The 21,962-nt window shown below is 63.7% G+C and carries 18 protein-coding genes and 1 pseudogene; 13 read left to right on the top strand and 6 right to left on the bottom strand.

Annotated features, from left to right (window positions below; genetic code table 11):
- The first annotated feature begins 81 nt into the window (after positions 1-81).
- Positions 82-435: a UBP-type zinc finger domain-containing protein gene (locus IVB40_RS26360; RefSeq protein WP_081747934.1), complete on the top strand. Its 354-nt coding sequence runs from the start codon at positions 82-84 to the stop codon at positions 433-435.
- Positions 436-546: 111 nt separating this feature from the next.
- On the opposite strand, the gene IVB40_RS26355 is transcribed toward IVB40_RS26360, so the two are convergent.
- Positions 547-1,290: an SDR family oxidoreductase gene (locus IVB40_RS26355; protein ID WP_247816753.1), complete on the bottom strand. Its 744-nt coding sequence runs from the start codon at positions 1,288-1,290 to the stop codon at positions 547-549.
- 157 nt (positions 1,291-1,447) lie between these two features.
- Here IVB40_RS26355 and IVB40_RS26350 point away from each other — a divergent pair, with 157 nt between their 5' ends.
- From IVB40_RS26350 to IVB40_RS26330, 5 genes and pseudogenes are all read left to right on the top strand, one after another.
- On the top strand, positions 1,448-2,218 hold the full coding sequence (locus tag IVB40_RS26350) for a methyltransferase domain-containing protein (RefSeq protein WP_247425777.1): 771 nt from the start codon (positions 1,448-1,450) through the stop codon (positions 2,216-2,218).
- A gap of 183 nt (positions 2,219-2,401) precedes the next feature.
- Entirely contained in the window at positions 2,402-3,403 is a 1,002-nt protein-coding gene (locus IVB40_RS26345; RefSeq protein WP_247360065.1) for a DctP family TRAP transporter solute-binding subunit, read from the top strand.
- Between the two features lie 67 nt (positions 3,404-3,470).
- A pseudogene (locus tag IVB40_RS35920) lies at positions 3,471-4,031 on the top strand (TRAP transporter small permease); the annotation flags it as partial.
- 219 nt (positions 4,032-4,250) lie between these two features.
- Positions 4,251-5,531 (top strand): TRAP transporter large permease subunit, encoded by a 1,281-nt coding sequence (locus IVB40_RS35915; RefSeq protein WP_247819598.1) that lies wholly within the window; start codon positions 4,251-4,253, stop codon positions 5,529-5,531.
- Between the two features lie 122 nt (positions 5,532-5,653).
- Entirely contained in the window at positions 5,654-7,585 is a 1,932-nt protein-coding gene (locus tag IVB40_RS26330) for an alkyl sulfatase dimerization domain-containing protein (RefSeq protein WP_247816752.1), read from the top strand.
- Positions 7,586-7,769: 184 nt separating this feature from the next.
- On the opposite strand, the gene IVB40_RS26325 is transcribed toward IVB40_RS26330, so the two are convergent.
- Positions 7,770-8,840, bottom strand: coding sequence for a glycosyltransferase family 4 protein (locus IVB40_RS26325; protein WP_247360063.1), 1,071 nt, complete (start codon positions 8,838-8,840; stop codon positions 7,770-7,772).
- A gap of 277 nt (positions 8,841-9,117) precedes the next feature.
- Between IVB40_RS26325 and IVB40_RS26320 the strand changes: the two genes are divergently transcribed.
- The 4 genes from IVB40_RS26320 to IVB40_RS26305 are packed head-to-tail and all read left to right on the top strand — an operon-like array spanning position 9,118 to position 15,023.
- Positions 9,118-10,881, top strand: a complete 1,764-nt coding sequence (locus IVB40_RS26320) for an ABC transporter ATP-binding protein (protein WP_247816751.1) — start codon at positions 9,118-9,120, stop codon at positions 10,879-10,881.
- A gap of 56 nt (positions 10,882-10,937) precedes the next feature.
- A complete protein-coding gene (locus tag IVB40_RS26315) occupies positions 10,938-13,142 on the top strand; it encodes an amylo-alpha-1,6-glucosidase (RefSeq protein WP_247816750.1) in 2,205 nt (734 codons plus the stop codon).
- A 22-nt stretch (positions 13,143-13,164) separates the two neighbouring features.
- On the top strand, positions 13,165-13,686 hold the full coding sequence (locus IVB40_RS26310; protein WP_247816749.1) for a PRC-barrel domain-containing protein: 522 nt from the start codon (positions 13,165-13,167) through the stop codon (positions 13,684-13,686).
- A gap of 23 nt (positions 13,687-13,709) precedes the next feature.
- Positions 13,710-15,023, top strand: coding sequence for an MFS transporter (locus tag IVB40_RS26305; protein WP_247425785.1), 1,314 nt, complete (start codon positions 13,710-13,712; stop codon positions 15,021-15,023).
- A gap of 38 nt (positions 15,024-15,061) precedes the next feature.
- On the opposite strand, the gene IVB40_RS26300 is transcribed toward IVB40_RS26305, so the two are convergent.
- The 4 genes from IVB40_RS26300 to fixL all read right to left on the bottom strand — a co-directional run bounded on the left by IVB40_RS26300 (position 15,062) and on the right by fixL (position 18,485).
- Positions 15,062-15,763, bottom strand: coding sequence for a helix-turn-helix domain-containing protein (locus IVB40_RS26300; protein WP_007594028.1), 702 nt, complete (start codon positions 15,761-15,763; stop codon positions 15,062-15,064).
- 84 nt (positions 15,764-15,847) lie between these two features.
- Complete coding sequence (locus tag IVB40_RS26295) at positions 15,848-16,288, bottom strand: response regulator (RefSeq protein WP_247425787.1); 441 nt, start codon at positions 16,286-16,288, stop codon at positions 15,848-15,850.
- A gap of 58 nt (positions 16,289-16,346) precedes the next feature.
- Positions 16,347-16,964: a response regulator FixJ gene (gene fixJ / locus IVB40_RS26290; protein ID WP_247467019.1), complete on the bottom strand. Its 618-nt coding sequence runs from the start codon at positions 16,962-16,964 to the stop codon at positions 16,347-16,349.
- Between the two features lie 3 nt (positions 16,965-16,967).
- Positions 16,968-18,485, bottom strand: coding sequence for a sensor protein FixL (gene fixL, locus IVB40_RS26285; protein WP_247816748.1), 1,518 nt, complete (start codon positions 18,483-18,485; stop codon positions 16,968-16,970).
- 205 nt (positions 18,486-18,690) lie between these two features.
- On the opposite strand from fixL, the gene IVB40_RS26280 reads away from it, so the two are divergent.
- The 3 genes from IVB40_RS26280 to ccoN all read left to right on the top strand — a co-directional run bounded on the left by IVB40_RS26280 (position 18,691) and on the right by ccoN (position 21,960).
- A complete protein-coding gene (locus tag IVB40_RS26280) occupies positions 18,691-19,524 on the top strand; it encodes a universal stress protein (RefSeq protein WP_247467023.1) in 834 nt (277 codons plus the stop codon).
- A 38-nt stretch (positions 19,525-19,562) separates the two neighbouring features.
- Entirely contained in the window at positions 19,563-19,988 is a 426-nt protein-coding gene (locus tag IVB40_RS26275; protein WP_247288467.1) for a CBS domain-containing protein, read from the top strand.
- 322 nt (positions 19,989-20,310) lie between these two features.
- Entirely contained in the window at positions 20,311-21,960 is a 1,650-nt protein-coding gene (ccoN, locus tag IVB40_RS26270) for a cytochrome-c oxidase, cbb3-type subunit I (protein WP_007607681.1), read from the top strand.
- Positions 21,961-21,962: the final 2 nt, after the last annotated feature.

Genomic DNA, 21,962 nt, shown 5'->3' with positions numbered 1-21,962 from the left:
CACTGGCAAAATGCGATCGTGGCGGAGATCGCGGCGTGAATGCATCGGTGGTGGCCGCGGGCAATTTCAGTGAGCTGACCTATGAAGTCTGAGAGGGGTGGCATCAATCTCGCGGCCAAACCAAGCGGAACGGGGTGCGTGGAATGCTCGGCTGCGGGCGGGTGGTGGTTTCACCTTCGCAGATGTGTCGAATGCGGTCACATCGGCTGCTGTGATGCGTCACCAAATCAGCACGCAACGAAACACAGCGCGGCGACAGGTCATCCGATCATCACGAGCTTCGAGCCGGGCGAACGATGGTTTTACGACTATCGCACGGGAGAGGCTTTCGCCGGCCCGAAGCTTCAAGGTCCTCACGCGCATCCGTTGGATCAGCCGGTGCCCGGACCGGACGGCGCGGTGCCTCCGGACTGGCAAACGCTGCTGCATGAGTAAGGCGGTAGGCCGTAGGATGGGTAGAGCACTTGCGAAACCCATCAGGTTTCACGTCGTATGCTGTCGATGGGTTTCGCTGCGCTCTACCCATCCTACGAAGTCCAATCGGTTCTAGAACTGATACCTCCGCAGCCCCCCATCCACCGGGATCACCGTGCCCGTGATGTACCGCGCCACCGGTGACGCCAAGAACACCGCCAACGCCGCTAGGTCCTCCGGCTCGCCCCAATAGCCGACCGGGATCTCTTCCTCCGCGAAGCGCTCGCGATAATCAGGCGCGTAGTTGCGGCGGATCTGTTCGCTCATGATGCGGCCGGGCGGGATGCAGTTGATGGTGATGCCGTGCTCGCCGATCTCGCGCGACAGGCCCTTGGCCCAGGCGTGCACGGCGGCTTTGGCGGCGAACGCGGCGTTGAGGCCTTCCGGCTCTGACTTGCCGGTGATGTTGACGATGCGGCCCCATTTGCGCTCGATCATCTGCGGCAGCAGCGCATGCGCGATGCGGCGATAGCTGGTGAAATTCAGTGCGATCGCTTCGTCCCATTGGCTGTCGGGGGCATCGACGGGGAGGGGGCGGCTGCCACCGGCATTGTTGATGAGGATGTCGACATGGCCGAGCTCTTTGAGCGCGAAGGCCGAAATCTTCTCGGCCGCGTCCGTGGCCATCACGTCCTGCTCGAAGGGCGTGATCAGACCGGAGCCGACTTCTTTCACCAGCTCGGCGAGCAGGTCGGTCCGCCGTGCCACGCCGACGACGCGCACGCCTTCGGCAGCCAAGCCCTTGGCGATGGCACGGCCGATGCCGACGCTGGCTCCGGTGACGACGGCGGTTTTCGATGTGAGCCCGAGATCCATGGTGACACGCCCTCTTGTTTTCTTTTCAGCTTGTCGCTGTTCGTTTTTCTGTTCGTTTCCTGCCGTGTCCCCGCCAGCCTGATTTGCCCGACCGGGACGAGCAGTGGTAACCAAGAGCCGCGTTGAAGGAAACACGAAATAGAAAAGGCCCCGAGCGATGGTCTGGGATCCGCAGCAATATCTGAAATTCTCCGGCCACCGGCTCCGACCCGCCGTCGACCTCTTGATGCGGATTCCGGATGCTGGTCCGCGTGCGATTGCCGATCTCGGCGCCGGCGCCGGCAACGTCACCAAGCTGATCAAGGAGCGTTGGCCGGACGCGACGGTGACCGGTGTCGAGGGTTCGGCCGAGATGGTCGCCGCCGGCCGCAAGGCGGCGCCGGATGTGGAATGGTCACACGAGGACCTCGGCCACTGGCGCCCGACGAAGCAATATGACGTCGTCTATTCCAATGCCGCACTGCACTGGCTGCCCAATCATGCGGCCCTGTTTCCATCGATCATGGAGAAGGTGACGCCCGGCGGAATGCTCGCCGTGCAGATGCCGCGCAACTTTCTGGCGCCCTCGCATGTGCTGATCGGCGAGACCGCGCTGAACGGCCCCTGGCGGTCCAAGGTCGAGCATCTCGTCACGCCGCCGCCGGTCGAAGCGCCGGCCTACTATCACGGTCTTCTTGCTCCGATGTCGGCCAATATCGACATCTGGGAGACCGAATATCTGCAGGTGCTGGAAGGCGAGAATCCCGTGAAGGAATGGACCAAGGGGACCTGGCTGACGCGCTATCTCGACATCTTGCAGGGCGACGAGAAGGCCGCGTTCGAAGCTGCCTATGGGATGCGGGTCGCGAAAGCCTATCCGAAGAACGCCGCGGGACAGACGCTGTTTCCGTTCCGGCGTCTGTTCATGGTTGCCCAGCGCAACGGCTGATCGCACTGCCGCAATGCGACATAAGCGCTCGCTTCCGGAACGGCAGCAGGAGCCGGGTTGCGCAAGATAGCTTGGCTGCGGCAAATTGGGCTTAGGTCTAGTTGTTCGGGTGGCGGATTGCTGTCAGTACTGAAATCGGAAAACAAAAAGACCCGGTTTTAGAGGTTGTTGGGAGGTTCGTTCATGCGCAAGCTGCTTCTTGCGGTCGCGGCCGCAGCCATTCTTTTGGCGCCAGCCGTTGTCGAGGCCCAGAGCCCGATCGTCATCAAATTCAGCCACGTCGTCGCCAACGACACGCCCAAAGGCAAGGGCGCCCTGAAGTTCAAGGAACTTGCGGAGAAATACACCGACGGCAAGGTAAAGGTCGAAATCTACCCGAACTCCACGCTGTACAAGGACAAGGAGGAGATCGAGGCGCTGCAGCTCGGCTCGGTGCACATGCTCGCCCCTTCGACCGCGAAGTTCGCCCCGCTCGGTATCAAGGAGTTCGAGGCGCTCGACCTGCCCTGGCTGTTCAAGGACGACCAGACCTATTCCAACGCGATGAAGGGCACGATCGGCAAGTGGCTGTTCGATAAGCTGGAGACCAAGGGCATCACCGGGCTCGCTTACTGGGACAACGGCTTCCACATGCTCTCCGCCAACCGCGCCCTGATGAAGCCGGCCGATTTCCAGGGTCTCAAATTCCGCATCTCCGGATCGAAGGTCGCCGACCAATATCTCCGGATCATGGGCTCGATCCCGCAGATCATGGCGTTTTCCGAAGTCTACCAGGCTTTGCAGACGGGCGTGGTCGACGGCTGCGAGAACACCGCGTCCAACTACCTGACGCAGAAGTTCTACGAGGTGCAGAAGGACATCACCGTGTCCTATCACGCGCACCTGCAATATGCCGTCATCGTCAACTCGAAATTCTGGTCCGGCCTGCCGCCCGATATCCGCGCCCAGCTCGAGAAGGCGATGAACGAGGCGACCGACTACACCAACCAGATCGCGCACCAGGAAAACGAGGACGCGCTGGCCGAGATTAAGAAGACGGGCAAGACCACGCTGCATTATCTGACTGACGCCGATCGCAAGGCGTGGCAGGAAGCGATGCAGCCGACCTACAAATGGGCAAAGGGGCGGGTTGGGCAGGAGGTGCTCGATCTCGTCGCCAAGGAACTCGACGTCAAGATGAACTGACGCCGGCGCGCTTTGAGAACAACCATGAACGGTCGGGGGTGATCGCACTCCCGGCCGTTGCTCTTGAATGATGAGCCAAGCTGAGGGGACCAAGTTGCTGCGTGCATTGAATCGTGTGCTCGATCATCTCGAGGAATGGCTGATCGCGACGATGATCGCGGCCGCGACATCGCTCATCTTCGTTGCCGTGCTGCACCGATATGGCGCCGGGCTGTCGATCGACATCGCCAAATGGGCGGAGGCGCGCAACCTGGCCTTGCTGGCCGTCCCCGCGCGAGCCGCGTTCGTCTGGCTTGCCGCTCTCGACCTGTCCTGGGCGCAGGAACTCTGCATCTACATGTTCATCTGGATGGCGAAGTTCGGTGCGGCCTACGGCGTGCGCACCGGCATCCATGTCGGCGTCGACGTCCTGGTCAATGTCCTTCCCGGCGGATCGCGCCGCCGCGTCATCACGTTCGGCCTGATGTGCGGCGCCCTTTTTACGGCCATCGTGTGCTATTTCGGGGCCGCGTTCGTCAGCCAGATGTGGCAGACCGGCCAGCAATCCAACGATTTGGAAGCGCCGATGTGGCTGGTGTATCTCACCATCCCGCTCGGCTCCGGGCTGATGTGCTTCCGCTTCCTGCAGGTCGCCTGGTCGTTCTATCGCACCGGCGAGTTGCCGCATCACGACATGGCGGGCGTCGAGGGCGTCGAAATAGACCCGGTCCATCCGGCCCCGGTCACACGCAGTCAGGTCGTCCGCGACGAACGCAGCCCGCTCGGCTGGGTCCTGATGTTGTTGCCGGTCCTGATCGTCGCCGTGTGCTTCGCCCATTCGGCGCACGTGATCACGCTGCCGCAAGGCCTGCGTGTCGCCGTCGTCTTCGGCCTCCTGCTGTCGTTGATGCTCACGGGCATGCCGATCTCGATCGCGCTCGGCCTGACCGTGCTCAGCTTCATGTTCACGTTGACCGACGTGCGGACGGAATCGGTGGCGCTGAAGCTGTTCACCGGCATCGAGAGCTTCGAGATCATGGCGATCCCGTTCTTCATCCTTGCCGGCAACTTCCTGACCCATGGCGGCGTGGCGCGCCGGATGATCACATTCGCGACTTCGCTGGTCGGTCATTGGTACGGCGGCCTTGCGCTCTCGGGCGTGGTCGCCTGTGCGCTGTTCGCCGCGATTTCCGGCTCGTCGCCGGCCACCGTGGTTGCGATCGGATCGGTGATCCTGCCCGCGATGGTCGCGCAGGGATTTCCGAAGAGGTTCGGGGCGGGCGTGATCACGACCTCCGGCTCGCTGGGAATTCTCATTCCACCGTCGATTCCCATGGTTCTTTTTGCCGTTTCCACCAACACCTCCGTCGGCAAGCTGTTCATCGCCGGCATCGTGCCGGGACTCGTGCTCGCCATGCTGCTCGGCGCCACGACGTTCTATCGGGCCTGGCGTAACGACTATCCGAGGATGCCGAAAGCAACCCTCTACGAGCGCTTCGATGCGTTCCGCAAGTCGATCTGGGGTATCCTGCTGATCGTGATCGTGATCGGCGGCATCTACAGCGGCCTGTTCACGCCGACCGAAGCTGCCGCCGTCAGCGCGGTGTACGCCTTCATCGTCGCCGTGTTCATCTACAAGGATCTGAAGCTGCGAGACGTGCCGCGGGTGCTGCTGTCGTCGGCAAATCTTTCGGCGATGCTGCTCTACATCATCACCAACGCCGTCCTGTTTTCGTTCCTGATGACTTACGAGAACGTGCCGCAGGCGCTCGCGCAGTGGATGATCGACCAGGGCCTCGGCTGGATCGGCTTCCTCCTCGTCGTCAATCTCCTGCTGCTGTTGGCCGGCAACGTGATGGAGCCGTCCTCGATCATCCTGATCATGGCGCCGATCCTGTTTCCGGTTGCGATCAAGCTCGGCATCGATCCGATCCATTTCGGCATCCTGATGACGGTGAACATGGAGGTCGGGCTGTGCCATCCGCCGGTCGGCCTCAATCTCTACGTCGCCTCGGGCATCGCCAAGATGGGTATCACCGAGCTCACGGTCGCAGTGTGGCCGTGGCTGCTGACGATGCTGGGATTCCTGGTGGTCGTGACCTACTGGCCGGGTCTGTCGCTGTGGCTGCCAAGATTGCTGGGCATGTAGCCCGCGAACACGCTGCATCCTCTCCACCTGTGGGCGCGGGGAAACGCATCACTCCGTCCCCACCATGGCAATCGACCGCGAGATGCGGTTAGATGCCGCACGCAGGCGGGGAGGAGATCAAGATGACGGACACGTCCAGCAACGAGCCGAAGGGCGCAACACCGTCCGTTATCGCGCAGCAAACGGCGATGCTGAATGCGTTGCCGTTCTCCGACACCCGGGATTTCGACGATTCCGCGCGCGGCTTCCTCGGCACGATCGAGAACGCGGAGATCACCAATCCGCAAGGGCGGACGGTCTGGAGCCTCAAGCCTTACGGCTTCCTGTCGACTGAAGAGGCGCCGGCCACGGTCAATCCGAGCCTGTGGCGGCAGTCGCGGCTCAACATGCAGCACGGCCTGTTCGAGGTCGTGCCCGGAATCTACCAGGTGCGCGGGCTCGACATCGCCAACATGACGCTGATCGAAGGCGACAGCGGCGTCATCGTCGTCGACACCCTGACCTCGATCGAGGGCGCGCGCGCCGCGCTCGAACTCTACTACAAGCATCGCGGCCAGCGACCGGTTGCGGCCGTGATCTTCACCCATACCCACACCGACCATTGGGGCGGCGCGCGCGGCGTGCTGGAGGAGGATGCACTCGCGACCGGCCGCGTGCCGGTCATCGCGCCGAACTTGTTCATGGAGCATGCCGTCTCCGAGAACATCATCGCGGGACCTGCGATGTTGCGCCGGGCGCAGTACCAGTTCGGGCCGCTCCTCGCCAAGGGCGCGCGCGGGCAGGTCGATTGCGGCCTCGGCAAGTCGATGGCGGCAGGTTCGGTGGCGCTGCTGCGGCCGACCGATTTGATCATGGCGACCGGCGACCGGCGCGTGATCGACGGCGTCGAATTCGAATTCCAGATGGCGCCGAACAGCGAAGCGCCGGCGGAAATGCATTTCTTCATGCCGCGCTACAAGCTGTTGAACCTCGCCGAGAACTGCACCCACAATTTCCATAATCTGCTGCCGTTCCGCGGCGCCGACGTGCGCGACGCGCTGGCCTGGTCGAAATATCTGGGCGAGGCCTTGCAGCTCTGGGATGGCAAGGCGGACGCGATGTGCGGCCAGCATCACTGGCCGGTGTGGGGACGCGAACGCATCGGCACGATGATCCGGCAGCAGCGCGACCTCTATAAGTTCGCGCATGACCAGACCATCCGCCTGATGAACCACGGTCTCACCGCGGCCGAGATCGCCGAGACTATCCAGCTGCCCGAGAGCCTGGAGGGCGCCTGGCACGGCCGCGGCTATTACGGCCACATCCGGCACAATGTGAAGGCGATCTATCAAAAGTACCTGGGCTGGTACGACGCCAATCCGGTCAATCTCGATCCGCTGCCGCCGGTTGAGTCGGGCAAGAAATATGTGGAGTACATGGGCGGCGCCGACGCCATCCTCGCGCGGGCGCGTGCCGATTTCGACAAGGGCGAATTCCGTTTCGTGGCGCAGGCGCTCGGCCATCTCGTCTTTGCCGAGCCGGACAATCAGGCTGCGCGTGGGTTGCTGGCGGATACGCTGGAGCAGCTCGGCTACGCCGCCGAAAGCGCTACCTGGCGCAATGCCTATCTGTTCGGCGCGCAGGAATTGCGCCAGGGCATGCCGAAAGTGCCGGCGCGGCCGCCGATGCCGCGCGAGACGCTGGCGGCGCTGCGCACCTCACAGCTCTGGGACGTGCTCGGCATCCGCCTCAACGGACCGGAGGCGGAAGGAAAGCACATCGTGCTGAACTGGAGCTTTTCCGACACCGGCGAGACCTTTGTGCTCAATCTGGAGAACTGCGCACTGACTTACACAGAGGGCATGCAGGCGGAAAGCGCCGATGCCAGCTTCACGCTGGCGCGGTCGACGCTCGACGAGGTGATCGCGAAACTGACCAGCTTCCCGGAGGCCGTGGCCGGCGGCAAGGTCAAGTTCGCCGGCAACCCGATGCGCCTCGCCGAGCTGATGGGCCTGATGGACGAATTCCCGCGCATGTTCGAGATCGTCGAGCCGAAGCGGGCGGTGGTGAGGTAGCGCTAAGCCTTCTTCCGTCATCGCGAGCGCAGCGAAGCAATCCAGAATCTCTCCGCGGGGACGGTCTGGATTGCTTCGCTGCGCTCGCAATGACGGTTGATAGAGAGGAGCGCGCCCCACAAATGTCGATGGCCGGGATATGCCCCGGCCATGACGGTCGCGATGGGATGGGCGCGTGCTCCTGCTACTCTGCGCTGCTCACCAGCTTGATCCGCGGCGCCTGTTCCTCGCCAAGGCTGCGATAGGCCGCGAGATAATCCAGCGCCATGCGCCGCGCCGTGAAGCGCGTCTCGAACTGCTTGCGGATGACGGAGCGGTCGAGTTGCTGCAGGCGGCCGACGACGCCGGCGGCGCTGAGGACGTCCTCGACGACGAAGCCGGTGAGGCCCTCGTCGATGATCTCCGGCACCGAGCCGCGGTTGAAGGCGATGACCGGCGTTCCGCAGGCCATCGCTTCGATCATCACCAGGCCAAACGGCTCCGGCCAGTCGATCGGCAGCAAAAGGCCCAGCGCGCCGCTCAAGAAGTCCGACTTCTCGTGATCGCTGATCTCGCCGATGAATTCCACCAGCGGATTGTTCTCGATCATCGGCCGGATCAGCTCGTCATAGTAATCCTGGTCGGCACGATCGACCTTGGCTGCGATCTTGAGCGGAATGCCGCAATGCGTCGCGATCTTGATGGCGCGATCGACGCCCTTTTCCGGCGCGATACGGCCGAGCACGGCGAGGTATTCCTGCTTCGCCTGCTTCGGCGTCAGCAGATTCTCGGGCAGGCCGTGGTGGATCGTCCTCACCCAGTTCGCCTGCGGCACCGGCCGGCGCTGCGCGTTCGAAATCGAGACGACGGGGACCTTCGAGAAGGTATTGAAAACCGGTTGATGCTCCGGCAGATCGAGCCGGCCGTGCAGCGTGGTCAGGAACGGCGTCGGCTGCCGGTAGAACAGCGACCACGGATAATAATCGAGATGGAAATGGAGGAAGTCGAACTCCTCGTCGTCACATTTCTGCCGCACCCGCTCCAGCATCACCATGTGCAGAGCATTGGGATCGCGCACGGAACCGTCGAGGCGGAGCGCCCGCGGCCATAACGCGTCCAGCTTCGCCGAGGTTTGCGAATCGCCGCTGGCGAACAGCGTCACGTCGTGGCCAAGAGCCACCAGCTCTTCCGTCAACCAGTGCACCACCCGCTCGGTGCCGCCATAAAGCTTGGGTGGAACTGCCTCCGTCAACGGAGCAACCTGCGCGATGCGCATCTCACCATCTCCTCTGTGCGATCATGATTGTAGAAAGCCCCCGCCTGTTCAGCACCGGCATGCCAATCAAGGGAACGTTCCCGCACTTGCGAAGTTCCTCCTTCCGAACGTTACTTATTCGACACGTCGGATGCTCGTCGCGATGCTGCCATCACATCATCGCAGAACGCCCGCATCCGCATGTCGTGATCAGTGTGCCCGGGAACCGAGGCGAAGTGGTCGATGTTCAGTCGACTAACAGAAAAATTGAAAATATCACGACGGGGTCGATAATCACATGGATCATCTTTCTGGGTATGCGCACCGACCGTTTGCCTTTGTTTTGCGCTATCTTCGGCGTCGGCTCGCGTCGCATCTCGTGATCCTGACCGCAGTCGTCGCGGCCGTTGCCTGCTCCGTAGGCACGCAGTATGGCGTCAAATCCCTCGTCGACAGTCTGTCGGCCGGCGCTGCGCATGGTGGGAGCGTATGGCTGGCATTCATTTTCCTCATGACGCTGATCGCCGCCGACAATTTCCTTTGGCGGATCGCGAGCTGGACGGCCAGCTTCACCTTCGTGCGTGTCACGGGTGATCTGCGCCGTGACATCTTTCGCCATCTGACCGGCCACGCGCCGAGCTACTTCTCCGACCGCATGCCCGGCATGCTGACCAGCCGCATCACGGCGACGTCGAATGCGGTGTTCACGGTCGAGAACATGTTCGTCTGGAATGTGCTGCCGCCGTGCATCGCAACGGTTGCGGCCATCGCGCTGATTGGAACCGTCAGTCCCTATATGGCGCTCGGCCTGATCGTGATTGCCGGCGGCATGGTGCTTGCGATGTTCCGCCTCGCCGCCGCAGGAAAACCGCTGCATGACGACTTCGCCGACAAGGCCGCCGTCGTCGACGGCGAGATGATCGACGTCATCAGCAACATGCCGCTGGTGCGCGCCTTCTGCGGCATCGGGCACGAGCATGAGCGGTTCGACGCGACTGTGAACCGGGAGCTCACCGCACGCGGCCGCAGCCTGCGCTATCTGGAGAAGCTGCGGCTTATCCATGCCGGCGTCACTGTCGTGCTCACGATCGCCCTGATGGCCTGGGCGATCATGCTCTGGCAGGATGGCCGGGCGACCACCGGCGATGTCGTGCTGGTCTGCACCCTCGGTCTCTCCATTTTGAATGCGACGCGCGATCTCGCGGTGGCGCTGGTCGACGTCACCCAGCACGTTGCCCGGCTGACCGAGGCGATCGCCACGCTGCTGGTGCCGCATGAATTGCGCGACCATCCCGAGGCCGAGCCGCTGGTGAAGAGCGGCGCCGCGATCGCGTTCAACAATGTCACCTTCGGCTATCCCGCAGCTGAGAAGATCTTCGAGCGCTTCAGCCTGCGCCTGCAACCCGGCCAGCGCGTCGGTCTGGTGGGCCAGTCCGGCGGCGGCAAGTCGACGTTGTTCACGCTGCTGCAGCGCTTCTACGATACCGACGAGGGCAGCATCACCATCGACGGCCAGGACATTTCCAAGGTGACGCAGCAGAGCCTGCGCGAAGCGATCTCGGTCGTGCCGCAGGACATTTCTTTGTTCCACCGCTCAATTCGCGAGAACATCCGCTATGGTCGCCCGAACGCGACCGACGACGAGGTGCTGCGTGCCGCAATTGCGGCGCGCTGCGATTTCGTCGAAAGCCTGCCTGGTGGTCTCGACACCATGGTCGGCGACCGCGGCGTCAAGATGTCCGGCGGCCAGCGCCAGCGCATCGCGATTGCGCGCGCCTTCCTGAAGGACGCGCCGATCCTGCTGCTGGACGAGGCGACCGCCGCGCTCGACAGCGAATCCGAGGAGGCGATCCGCGAGGCGTTGTCGCGGCTGATGCGCGGCCGCACGGTCATCGCGATCGCGCATCGCCTCGCTACCCTGCGCAATTTCGATCGCGTGGTCGTGTTGAGGGGTGGTAGGATCATCGAGGACGGGTCGCCTGAGCGTCTGATGCAGGGCCACGGGCCCTATCGTGAGCTGGTCACGCAGGAAATGAGCCGGCTCGCCCAGGCCGCAGCGTAAACCAACAGTCGCGTTCGAGTCGGTTGCGTGTCGAAACAAGCGCAGGGGAGCTGCTGATGTCGGCTGAAGCCGTTACCCAATTCGTCTCCGTGACGCGGACCGTGGACCAGGTCGCGGAGCAGCCTTTCTATATTCCGATGACAGGACCGTCGGCGCGGCCGCGGCGTTCGCTCAAGCACGACGACACCTTTATCGTGCTCGACAGCCATGGCGACATCGGCGCTTCGGCCGGCGGGCCCGATGGGCTGTTTCATCACGACACGCGCTACCTCGCGAGGCTCGAGCTCGTGCTCGACGATCTCCAGCCGTTGCTGCTGGGCTCGAACCTGCGCGACGACAATTCAGCCCTGACCGTCGATCTCACCAATCCGGACATCTACCGGCAGGGCAGCCTCGTGCTGCAAAAGGATCTGCTGCACATCGTGCGCACGATCTTCCTGTGGCGTGGCACCGCTTATCAGCGCATCGGCGTGCAGAACCACGGCGACCGCCCGGCCGGCTTCGCGCTGACGCTGCTGTTCGACAACGATTTCGCCGATCTGTTCGAAGTCCGCGGCGAGCGGCGCCCGCGCCGCGGCATCGGCTCGAGCCGGCTGTTGGGACCAACCGACGTGCTGTTCGACTACCGCGGTCTCGATGACGCCGAGCGCACCACGGGCCTGCATTTCGACCCGCGCCCGACGAAGCTGTCGGTGAATGCCGCGACCTGGCAGCTCGAACTCGACCCGCATGAGTCCAAATCCCTGTTCGTGGCGGTGTCCTGCAACCGGCCGATCGCGGAGAAGCCGGCGCGCTTTTTCCAGAGTTTGCTCGCCCATCGCCGCGAGATGCGGCAATCGACGATGGGCGCCACCAGCATCGAGACCTCCAACAACATCTTCAATGAGGTGCTGTGCCAGGCCATGGCCGACCTCAACATGTTGATGACGGAGACGCCGCAGGGCCGCTATCCCTATGCGGGGATTCCCTGGTACTCGACGACATTCGGCCGCGACGGGCTGATCACGGCGCTGCAGATGCTGTGGGTCGATCCGCGAATCGCCAAGGGTGTGCTGCGGCGGCTCGCCCATTTCCAGGCCAAGGCGGTCGATCCGCTCGCCGATGCCGCGCCGGGCAAGATCCTGCACGAGATGCGCGGCGGCGAGATGGCGGCGCTGCGCGAGGTACCGTTCGCGCAATATTACGGCAGCGTCGATTCCACGGCCTTGTTCGTCCTGCTGGCGGGAAGCTATTTCGAGCGCACCGGCGACGAGACGACGTTGACCGAGCTGTGGCCGGCCATCGAGGCGGGGTTGGCCTGGATCGACGGCCCCGGTGACCCCGACAAGGACGGCTTCGTCGAATATCAGCGCGCTACGGAAAAGGGCCTCGCCAATCAGGGCTGGAAGGATTCCTACGACGCGATCTTCCATGCCGATGGCAAGCTTGCGGAAGGCAATCTCGCGCTGGCCGAGGTGCAAGGTTACGTCTTTGCCGCCAAGCGGCTCGCCGCGCGCTGCGCGCTTCGGCTCGGCAAGCCCGATCTCGCCAGGAAGCTCGAGGCCGAGGCCAAGACGCTGGCCGAGCGTTTCGAGGCCGCGTTCTGGTGCGAGGAGCTCGGCACCTATGCGCTTGCACTCGACGGCAAGAAGCGGCCCTGCAAGGTGCGGACCTCCAACGCCGGCCAGGTCCTGTTCAGCGGCATGATCCGCGAGGACCGCGCGCGCCTCGTCGCCGCCGATTTGATGCGGCCGCATTTCTTCTCGGGCTGGGGTATCCGCACCGTCGCTGTCGGCGAGGTGCGTTACAACCCGATGTCCTATCATGATGGGTCGATCTGGCCGCACGACAATGCGCTGATCGCGCTCGGGCTCGCGCGCTACGGGCTCAAGCATTCGGTCGCGCATGTCTTCAAGGGACTGTTCGACGCCGCGACCTACATGGACCTGCGCCGGTTGCCCGAATTGTTCTGCGGCTTCCGGCGCGAAAAGCGGCGCGGCCCGACGCTCTATCCGGTCGCCTGCGCGCCGCAGGCCTGGGCCAGCGCAACGGCGTTCACGCTATTGGAGGCGGCGCTGGGCATCGAGTTCGACGTGGCGCGCGGCGAGATCCGGCTGCGCAATCCGCATCTGCCGGCGTTTCTGCATGAGGTGATCTTGCGCGATCTGCGTCTTGGCGACTCCAGCGTGGACCTGCGCGTCAGCCGCCATGGCGACGACGTGGCGCTGGAGGTGTTGCGCACGCGTGGCCAGATTCAGGTCTCGATCGTGCTGGCGCGCTGACGGCGCGCCGGAAGGAGGGTGCATGCGTACCGCCGGATGGTTGGCCTTGGGCGTCGTGATCGTCGGCGGAATGACGCTCGCCGTGTCACGTGCCGCGGAGGAGTCGCCCGCACCTGCGACTGAAGCGAATGCACCGCCGACGGCGCAGCCGCCGGCGTCATCGGTCCCCGTCACGCCAAAGAATGCCGCGCCACCGCCGTCGGTCACGATCATCGGCGCGAGCGATGCGCACGGTGTGCTTGGCCGTGACGTGCTCAGCGCGGCGAACGAGGACATGGGCCGCATCGTCGACGTCGTCGTCGATCGGAGCGGGCACGTGCGCGCTGCCGTGATCGATTTCGGCGGCTTCCTCGGCGTCGGCAGCCGCAAGATCGTGGTGGACTGGAACGCGATGCGGTTCGGCAAGATCGTCAACAAGAAGGACAGCATCACGCTGGAATTGACCAAGGCACAGGTCGCAGCCGCGCCAGAATACAAGGAGGACACGCCGATGGTGGTGCTCGGCGCGTCCGGCAGCCTGCAGCCGCTGCAAGCTGTTCAGTGAGGCGCGGGGAGGGATGGCAGCCGGTGCTGTTGTCGAGGAAGCCGAATCATGCGGATCGCGAGGGCCGCGTTGAGCAGGATAACGTCTCGGCGCCGTCGCCGGCCGGCATTCCGGCGCCGTCGCGCCAGAGCCTGCGCGGCCTCGACTGGTTCATCTTCTTCCTCGCCGACGTGCAGACCGGATTCGGACCGTTCATCGCGGTCTATCTGACGACCCAGAAATGGACCCAGGTCGAGATTGGCCTCGTGCTGTCGATCGGCGGCATCGTTGCCCTGATCGGCCAGATGCCGGGCGGCGCCATCATCGATGCCGCGAAATCCGAGCGGCTGGTCGCCGGCCTCGCGATCGCCACGATCGGCTGCTGCGCGCTCGCCTATGCGGCGATGCCGATCTTCCCCGTGGTGGTGGCTGCGGCCACCTTGCATGCGGCAGCGAGCTGCGTGCTCGGTCCGGCGATCGCGGCGATCAGCCTCGGTCTGGTCGGCCCGCTCGCGATCGGCGAGCGTCTCGGCCGCAATGCGCGATTTGCTTCGCTTGGTAACGGCGTTGCGGCCGCGGTGATGGGAACGGCCGGCTATCTGCTGTCGAGCCGCTCGGTATTCCTGGTGACCTTCCTTCTCGCAATCCCCACTTTGATCGCGCTCTCTCGCATCCGCGAGCACGAGGTCGACATCGCGCGCTGTCACGGCGAGATGCCGCGCGAGGCGGAGGATCGCGGCGACACCAATATCTGGCATCTGATCCGGCAGCGGCCGCTCGTTGTCTTCGCGGTCAGCGTGCTCTTGTTACAGCTCGCGAACGCGTCGATGATGCCGCTGATGGCAAGCGCGGTGACGGCGCGATCGAGCGAGTGGGCGACGGTGCTCGTCGCTTTTTGCATCGTCGTGCCGCAGGCGATCGTGGCACTGCTGTCGCCGAGCGTCGGGCGCAAGGCGCAAGCATGGGGTCGCAGGCCGCTACTGCTGATCGGATTCGCGGCGCTGACGATTCGCGGTCTACTGTTCGCGACCGTGCGCGATCCGTATCTGCTGGTGCTCGTGCAGGTGTTCGACGGCCTCACCGCGGCGGTGTTCGCGGTGATGATCCCGCTGATCGTGGCCGACGTCGCCTTCGGCAGCGGCCATTTCAACCTTGCGCAGGGCATCGTCGGCACGGCCATGGGCATCGGCGCGTCGCTGAGCACCGCGCTCGGCGGCTATGTCAGCGATAAATTCGGCAATGCCATGGCGTTCACCGGACTGTCCGGCGTCGCGGCGACGGGACTTCTGCTCATTCTGCTTGTGATGCCGGAGACGCGGCGCAAGGGCATGATCGCAGCAAAAGAAATGGCCGGCTGAATCAATCAGCCGGCCATGAGGGGGTGGGAGAGGGGAGATCAGGCGTCCAGATTGTGCAGGCGTGCCCGGTTGCGCAACACGATCTGCCGGGCGCCGGAGAAGCCGAGAATGCCCTGGGCGTGAAGCTGCGACAGCGCGCGCGAGACGGTCTCGAGCGTGAGACCGAGATAGTCGCCGATGTCACGGCGGCACATCGGCAGCGCCATCATGCCGGCAACTGCGAGGCGGCGGTCCATTTCGAGCAGGAAGGTTGCGACGCGCTCCATCGCGGTCTTGCGGCCCAGCAGCAGCATGTGGTCTTCGGCATGGCGAAGCTCACCAGCGGTCATGGCCCAGAGCTTGCGGGCGACCTGGACGTCGGTGGCTGCGGCCTTCTCGAGGCTCGCGCGCTTCACGAGGCGCACCGTGGTGTCGATGATGGCTTCAGCAGCGAGGCGATGGGTGGTGCCGGATTCGAGGCCGAACACGTCGCCGGGAAGGTGGAAGGAGCCGATCTGGCGACGGCCGTCGGAGAGAAGCTTGTAGCTGCGCACGGCGCCGGTGACGACCTGATAGACGTACTCGGCCGGCTCGTCCTCGCCATAGATCTCCTCTTCCTTGCGGTAGGAGAACTCGGTGGCAACGAGGCCGACATGGCCAGCGATCGCACCGAACTGGTCGGAGACGGGATGGCCCGGGGCGATCTTGCTGCCGTTGATCTGGGTCTTGATCGCCTGGGTGTTGATCGTCTGGGTCAGCATCTGCGCCATCTCCGTTGTGATGACGCCTTGGTACGCGGTATCGGGTGCCTCGAAAATTTCGCGAGATATCTTAAGGGGGGTGCCTTACGTAGAATCCCGTAGGTCAGCGTGGACCCGGTTCTGGATGGCGTGGCGAATGCGTTTGACCAGGTTTTCGTCCAGAAGCGGCTTCAGAATCACTTCATTCACGCCTGCGGCCGCCGCCCGGGCCGAGATATTCGAGTCGGGATAGCCGGTGATCAGGATCACCGGGGTGTCGCCCTCGGACTGGCGCAGTCGCCCGGCCAGCTCGATGCCGTTGATGTCGGGCATCTTGTAGTCGATCAGGTAACAGTCTGCACCGGACGGGCTCGCCGCATTGAGCAGCGCCGTGGCGTTCCTGAAGGTCCGCACGGCAAAACCGTCGGTTTCCAACAGGAAGCGCAGGGAACCCAGCACGGCGTCGTCGTCGTCCACCACATAGACGGTTAATTTCGCGGGTGACGACATCGGGAGCCGCTCAGGATGGGAGCTGATCGCAATCATTCCGATCTGGTAGCACAGGGCGGGCGGACGGTTTTGACTTGCCTCAATCCTGGTGACTTCAATCGTTGAGCATTCCGGCCCGCATTGCCAGCCGAACCAGTTCCGACAGGCTGTTGGCCTGCATCTTGGTCATCACATTGGCCCGGTAGACCTCGATGGTGCGTGGGCTGATGTCGTACTCGCGGGCGATCAGCTTGTTGGAGAGGCCCGCGATCAGCCCCTCCATGACCTGGCGTTCCCTAGGGCTCAGGGAAGCGACGCGAGCGGCGACATCCTGGGCGATGGCCTCGTTCTTGGCCGCCGGCTCGCCCTCGCGGATCGCGGATTCGATCATGGCGACGAGGCGGTCATCTTCGAACGGCTTTTCCAGGAAATCCATGGCACCGAGCTTCATCGCCTCGACCGCGAGCGGCACGTCGCCATGGCCGGTCATGATCAGGATTGGAAACCGGCTGCGCTGCGCCTTCAGGCGCTTGAGAAGCTCGATCCCGTCGATGCCGGGCATCCGCACGTCGGAGACGACGCAACCGAAGGCGAGGCCGGGCAGGGCGTCGAGAAAACCCTGCGCGTTGTCGAACAGTGTGACGCCGAAGCCAGCCGAATCCAGCAGGAAATTCAGCGAATCCCGCATCGCCTCGTCGTCGTCAATGACGTAGATGATTCCCTTGGTCGTCATGGATCAGTTCTCGTCGGCTGCCGGCAACGTGAAGCGGAATGTCGCTCCACCCGATGCGTTGCTCTCGGCCCACATCCGGCCGCCGTGAGCCTCGATGATCGAGCGGCTGATGGATAGTCCCACGCCCATGCCGGTGTCCTTGGTGGTGAAAAAAGTCTGAAACAGGTTCGGCATGACGTCGTCCTGGAAGCCGGAGCCGGAATCGGAGACCTCGATCTCGATCATGTCGTCGGCGACGCGGGTGTTGGTGACGACGAGCTCGCGCCGAGGCGACTGCGCCATCGCTTCCAGCGCGTTGCGGAAGAGGTTGACCAGCACCTGCTGGATTTGCACCCGGTCGGCGAGCACGAGATCGGCATTGGGATTGAGGCTGAAGCGAAGCTGCACGTCCTGCTCGCGCGCGCCTGCCAGCCCGAGGGCGCCGGCCTCTTCGATCAGCTTGGACAGGCTCTCGATCCTTTTCTCCGATTCGCCGCGGGAGACGAAGTCGCGCAAGCGGCGGATGATCTGGCCGGCGCGCAGCGCCTGCTCGGCGGCGCGGTCCAGCGCGCTCTCGATCTTCGGCGTATTCGGATCCTGGCTTCCGGCGAGCAGCCGCCGCGACCCCTTCATGTAGTTGCTGATCGCTGCCAGCGGCTGGTTGAGCTCGTGAGCGAGCGCGGACGCCATTTCGCCCATCGCGCTCAGCCGCGAGACGTGGACAAGTTCGGACTGCAGTTCCTGGAGCCGCGCCTGGGTTTTCTGATGCTCGGTAAGATCGCGGACGAAACCGGTAAAATAGGGCTCGCCGCCCGACTGCATCTCGCCGATCGACAGGTGCATCGGAAAGGTCGTGCCGTCGCGGCGCTTGCCGGTCACGATCCGGCCGATGCCGATGATGTGCGGGTCGCCGGTGGTGCGATAGCGCGCGATGTAGCCGTCGTGACGTGAGCTGTCGGGCTCCGGCATCAGGATGCGGACGTTCTGGCCGATCGCCTCCGACTCGACCCAGCCGAACAGGCGCTCGGCCGCCGCGCTAAAGAGCTGGATGATGCCATGGCCGTCGATGACGATCATCGCATCGGGAATCGTCTGGAGAATCGAGCGGAGGTGACTCTCGCGGGTGCGCAGGGTCTCCTCGACCTGCTTTTCCTCATCGACGTCAAGAAAGATGCCGCTGAGATGTCGGGCGGCGCCGGCGTCGTCCCGAATTAGCCCCGCGCGGGCGCGGATCCACTGCGCTCTGCCTGAGCCGCCCGCGACCTTGAACGACACGTCGAAGCTGCCGCCCCGTTCGGAGACGCGCCGGATCGCACTCTCGATCCGCTCGCGGTCGTTCGGCTCCAGCCGGGACAGGAACAGCGCATAACTCACCGATTGGCCGGATTCGATTCCGAACAGGATTCTGGCCGTCTCCGACCACTCCAATTCCAGTGTCTTGAGATCGAGATCCCAGGTCCCGACGCCAAATCCCTCGATTCGAACGCGGAAATGTTCGCCCCGGCCGTCATCTTGCGGATGAATCACACGGGTCGGCGCCACACGATCACTCCCATTCTGATGCGGGGAACCGCACAGCGTTGCCGTCGGCAATGTACCCAAGGAGGGGCCAGAGGCAAGTTCCGATGTCTTATACCATTGGCAGATTTCGCGCGCGCGCGGTGATCCAAGGTTTTGATCTATCTCATCCTGCCAGCCGGCGGCCGGCTTACGATCGGATCAAAGACTCATTGCCCCGGAGACTCCGATGACATACGCGACCGTGATGGTCAGCCTGGCGCTCGATCAGCCCAACGAGGCGCGGCTTCAGGTCGCGGGCGAGCTTGCCGAACGATTTGAGGCGTCGATCATTGGCCTTGCTGCGGCGCAGTTCGCCCCGCCGATCTATTTCAGCGATGGCGCCGCAGCGCAGGGACTGATCGATGAGGGAGAAGCCTCGGTCAAGCGACGCCTAGGCGAGCTCGAGGCGCAATTCCGCGCCGCGATCAGGAATCGCGGCGGACATGTAGAATGGCGCAGCGCCATGGATTTCCCGGCGCGCTTTATGTTCACCCAGGCGCGTTGCGCCGACATCATCGTCACCGGCGGGCAGAGCCCGGCCTTCTCCGACGCCTTCGCGCTCGCGAGCCCAAAGGATCTGGTGATGCAAGCCGGCCGGCCGATCCTGGTCGTGCCTGACGGCGTCAACTGGCTCGACCTGCGCAGCGTCCTGGTGGCGTGGAAGGATACGCCGGAAGCCCGGCGGGCGCTGGCCGATGCACTGCCGATCCTGCGCAAGGCCAGGGATGTCACCGTCCTTGCAATTCCCGAAGGCGACGACGATCGCCCCGCCGCGGTCGCTGGCGTGACCGACGTGACGGCGTGGCTTGCCCGCCATGGCGTGACCGCGATCGCGCGCGTTTCCGAAGCGGCCCGCAACGAAACTGTCGCCGGGCAACTGGAGAAGATTGCCGGCGATGTCGGCGCCAGCCTGATCGTCGCCGGTGCCTACGGTCATTCGCGCTTCCGCGAGCTGATCCTCGGCGGCGTCACCCAATATCTGGTCACTCAATCTGCCCGCTGTGTGCTGCTGTCGCACTGACGCGGGAGCGGTGCAAGACGAATCAAAGAGGACGCGCCGTGTACAGATTCCTTGAGCAGACCGTCGACGGCTACATGACGCACGACGTCAGGACGGTGAGGCGCGACCTCGACCTGCTCGCGCTCAGCGAGATGTTCGAACGCGACGATTTCAATTCCTATCCCGTCGAGGACGACGGGCAGGTCGTCGGCATCGTCACCAAGTTCGACATCCTGAAGTGCTTCGCCTTCACGCCGAGCCAGATGTTGCCGCGCTACCACGACCTGATGAGCCGCAAAATCGGCGACGTCATGACGCCCGACTTTATCTATGTCAGCCCCGACACGCGGCTGACGCGCGTGCTCCAGATCATGGTCGAGCACCGCATCAGGAGCATCATCGTGCTCGACGGAGCGCAGAAGCTGGTCGGAATCATCGCCCGCGAGGACGTCATCGCGGCGCTCAAGGCGACGGCACGCGAGTGACGTTTCCCCTTCTCCCCTTGTGGGAGAAGGTGGCATAGGCGGCCTTCGGCCGCCGTTCTTAAGAACGCCGAAGCGAAGCTTCGGCTATGGCGCCGGATGAGGGGTCTCTTTCCTCGGGCAGACTTTTGCCGAGGAGGCGACCCCTCACCCAAATGAGTCCGCCGCACGGTCCTCGCTGCCCTCTCCCGCAAGGGGAGAGGGCACATCAACTGGCGGTGGCGCAACTCTCACATTAACAGAAATCCACATAGCTTGATTTCAATCAATTCCCCGCGAGGATGAATGTGGTTTCTGGCCCTGTGTTCTTTCAGAGAGAATCCGCATGAGCCAGCCCTCCATCTCCAAGTCCATGACGTCAGGTGAAAGCGGCCTGGCTGTCGTGTTCGCGGTCACCGCCTTCCTCTGCGTGATTGCCTCGGCCAAGGCGCTCGATGCGCCCTTCGCCTTCCACGCCGCGCTGAGCGCGGCAGCGAGCCTCGCCGCGGTCTTCTGCATCATCAACCGCTACCTCGACCGGCCGGCGGCGCTGCCGCCTGCGGAGATCAATGGGCGCCCCAATTACAACATGGGGCCCATCAAGTTCTCCTCCGTCATGGCGATGTTCTGGGGCATTGCCGGCTTTCTCGTCGGCCTCATCATCGCCTCGCAACTGGCGTGGCCGGCGCTGAACTTCGATCTGCCCTGGACCAGCTTCGGGCGCCTGCGTCCGCTGCACACGTCCGCAGTGATCTTCGCCTTTGGCGGCAACGTCCTGATCGCGACGTCCTTCTACGTCGTGCAGAAGAGCTGCCGCGTTCGCCTTGCAGGCGATCTCGCGCCCTGGTTCGTCGTCGTAGGCTACAATTTCTTCATCCTGATCGCCGGCACCGGCTATCTGCTCGGCGTCACCCAGTCGAAGGAATATGCCGAGCCGGAATGGTACGCCGATCTGTGGCTGACCATCGTCTGGGTCACCTATCTTCTGGTCTTCCTTGCCACGATCATCAAGCGCAAGGAGCCGCACATTTTCGTCGCGAACTGGTTCTATCTCGCTTTCATCGTGACGATTGCGGTCTTGCATCTCGGCAACAACCCCGCGCTGCCGGTCTCGGTGTTCGGCTCGAAATCCTACATCGCCTGGGGCGGCATCCAGGATGCCATGTTCCAGTGGTGGTACGGCCACAACGCGGTCGGCTTCTTCCTGACCGCCGGCTTCCTCGCCATCATGTACTACTTCATCCCGAAGCGGGCCGAGCGGCCGATTTACTCCTACCGTCTCTCGATCATCCACTTCTGGGCGCTGATCTTCCTCTACATCTGGGCCGGCCCGCACCATCTGCACTACACGGCGCTGCCGGACTGGACCCAGACGCTCGGCATGACCTTCTCCATCATGCTGTGGATGCCCTCCTGGGGCGGCATGATCAACGGCCTGATGACGCTGTCGGGCGCCTGGGACAAGCTGCGCACCGATCCCGTGCTGCGCATGCTCGTGGTCTCCGTCGCCTTTTACGGCATGTCGACCTTCGAAGGCCCGATGATGTCGATCAAGGTGGTCAACTCGCTCAGCCACTACACCGACTGGACCATCGGCCACGTGCACTCCGGCGCGCTCGGTTGGGTCGGCTTCGTCTCCTTTGGCGCGCTCTACTGCCTCGTGCCCTGGATCTGGAATCGCAAGGGCCTCTACAGCCTCAAGCTCGTCAACTGGCACTTCTGGATCGCGACGCTCGGCATCGTCCTCTACATCTCGGCGATGTGGGTGTCCGGCATCCTCCAGGGCCTGATGTGGCGCGCTTACACCTCGCTCGGCTTCCTCGAATATTCCTTCATCGAGACCGTCGAGGCGATGCATCCCTTCTACATCATCCGCGCTGCCGGCGGCGGGCTGTTCCTGATCGGCGCGTTGATCATGGCCTATAATCTCTGGATGACGGTTCGCGTCGGCGAACAGGAAGTCCAGATGCCCGTCGCTCTCCAGCCGGCGGAATGAGG

The sequence above is a fragment of the Bradyrhizobium sp. 40 genome (assembly GCF_023100925.1).
Lineage (GTDB): Bacteria > Pseudomonadota > Alphaproteobacteria > Rhizobiales > Xanthobacteraceae > Bradyrhizobium.
This window is presented reverse-complemented; position numbering and strand designations above follow the sequence as displayed.